We start from the raw sequence: 1,591 nt of genomic DNA on the forward strand, positions 1-1,591 counted from the left end.
CATATCAGGGACTTGTTCGCACCTTCCCTAGCACACCTTAAGAAACAAATTCATTACAATCGTGTAATGTACATAGCTGTATTACATTTACGTCATCTTCCCCACAGGTTGATTATTTTTATATATGATCATAAGGACATCTTTTATGTACCTCAGAAGGTAATTACACATGAATATATTAATCACGGCCACTGCGTTTACAGCTTTATTTTGTGGGGCAGCTTTTGCTCAGTCCAGTGATATTGCCCATGAAGCACATCGATTTGTTAATAATGCCTCAGCCGTCAGTCATGTGAATTCCTCGACGCATGAAAACTTACCGGACAGGGTTAATAAAAACAACACGCCCTCATTCTCTGAAATGAATGAACATGAAAGGGCCATTGTTGCTCATTCATTTATGAACAACAGCGCGTCCTATGCACATCAGAAAATGATTGAGGAACATAAAAAAATGCTGTCCGACAGTGGTGCAAATTCAAAGACCTCCTCTTCTTCTTTTAACGAACTGAATGCCGGAGAGAAAGCCGCCCTCGTGCATGAGCAGGTCAATAATGCCGGTGCGGAAGCTCATCAGACACAGGCAAGAAAGCTTCGCGGCCTGTATTCCTCCAGGTAACTGCAGGCGGGTTAGTGCTTAGCAGGGCTTTACTGACGGGTTACGTAGCAGGACATGAGCCCCATATTGCTCTGCCGTAACCTGTTTCAGTCCCGTTAATCATCACCGTCAGGCTGGTCATACAGTTCCCAGATCTTCAGGAGCAAACGGGAAACAAGATATGTTACAAAAATGACGACCATCAACGGTGCTCCCGATTAACTGGCAGATGACACGCCTCCTGAAAACCCCTAGCATACGCCGCAGTGTTCATGCTAACGGCGAATTCCAGTAAATGTATTCTACCGATGTCGTAAAAGAAAATGCTTACCTTTCAGCCACCCGCTCGGGGCTGGAATCGAACGAGATCGCTATCCTTCAGCGCTCTTTGCCTTCCCGCTTTAATCTTCGGCATTTGAAAAAAAATGAATCATTAAAACTCGTACTGCAAAAGAAAGCGGGAAAATCACGTGTAGTGGCTTATAAATTTACGTCCGGCTCATTTAATTACACGGCGTATCGTATATCAGACAAAAAGTTCTATAATCTTTCCGATACTTCCGGGAAAGGCAGTCTCGATTATCCGTTACCAGCCACAGCAAGACTCAGTTCACCTTTCAATCCTGCAAGACTTAACCCGGTATCGGGAAAAGTGAGTCCCCATAATGGCATTGATTATTCCATGCCCATGAACACGAAAATAGTCAGCGTCATCGACGGAAAAATCACCCGGGCCGAATACAACAGTACCATGGGATATTTTGTTGAAGTAACGGGAAAAGCCGGTGTTAAAACTCGCTATCTCCACCTCAATAAAATACTCGTTACTAAAGGGGCCAGAGTTACCCGGGGAGGTGCTATTGCGTTATCCGGTAACAGCGGACGTTCATCCGGTCCTCATTTACATTACGAGCTGGTCATCAATAACAATCCTGTTAATTCACTGGCGTTCCGGGCATCGGCACCCGCTGATAACAAACTCGAACAGCATGC

General features: G+C 45.0%; 2 protein-coding genes. Both read left to right on the plus strand.

The window, feature by feature from the left end; translation table 11 throughout:
* Positions 1-169: 169 nt before the first annotated feature.
* Positions 170-619, plus strand: coding sequence for a hypothetical protein (locus tag FDX01_RS13530; RefSeq protein WP_001023231.1), 450 nt, complete (start codon positions 170-172; stop codon positions 617-619).
* A 274-nt stretch (positions 620-893) separates the two neighbouring features.
* Positions 894-1,591 (plus strand): peptidoglycan DD-metalloendopeptidase family protein (locus FDX01_RS13535; RefSeq protein ID WP_137399925.1); only part of this gene is annotated, 698 nt, incomplete at its 3' end.

It is taken from the genome of Citrobacter sp. wls613, from assembly GCF_005281195.1.
Classification (GTDB): domain Bacteria; phylum Pseudomonadota; class Gammaproteobacteria; order Enterobacterales; family Enterobacteriaceae; genus Citrobacter; species Citrobacter gillenii.

Excerpts from the sequence above, each read along its gene's own strand:
- FDX01_RS13530 (WP_001023231.1), top strand. The coding sequence starts at position 170 with ATGAATATATTAATCACGGCCACTGCGTTTACAGCTTTATTTTGTGGG.